A 422-nucleotide genomic window follows, 5' to 3' on the forward strand; every position below is an offset into this window, starting at 1 on the left:
ATGCTGTAATTGATTTTTCTGCCTTGATGTTCAATCGCTACCGTACCATCCGGGTATTCTAGAAATTCAAGATATTTACCGATTAGCCTCTTATTTTCTTCTGTATTTTCCAGAAGATATACACATTTATCATAAGTAATCGTCAGGCTGTTCGTGACTCTGCGGGGTTCACGCCAGGTAAAAATATCATCTAATTCCTCGGCGGTTTCAGTGATATCCCTGTGTAGATCCTTGGGATTAAAAGCCATCTTGGCAAATTTACGATTAAATTGCTCGATAAAGCAAGGCAGCCATGCATTTGCTTCGGCAATCGAACAGATACCTTCTAACCGCATCTCCTTGATCAAGCGATCCTGTAAGGTTCTGTTGGCACGTTCTACGCGACCTTTGGCCTGGGGGGAGTTAGCGAAGATGATATCGAT

At 42.7% G+C, this 422-nt stretch carries 1 pseudogene; it reads right to left on the reverse strand.

Annotated features, from left to right (window positions below):
- A pseudogene (locus GTU69_RS17420) lies at nt 1-422 on the reverse strand (ISNCY family transposase); the annotation flags it as partial.

Origin of the sequence: Acinetobacter sp. SA01, assembly GCF_011319235.1 — a bacterium.
Lineage (GTDB): Bacteria > Pseudomonadota > Gammaproteobacteria > Pseudomonadales > Moraxellaceae > Acinetobacter.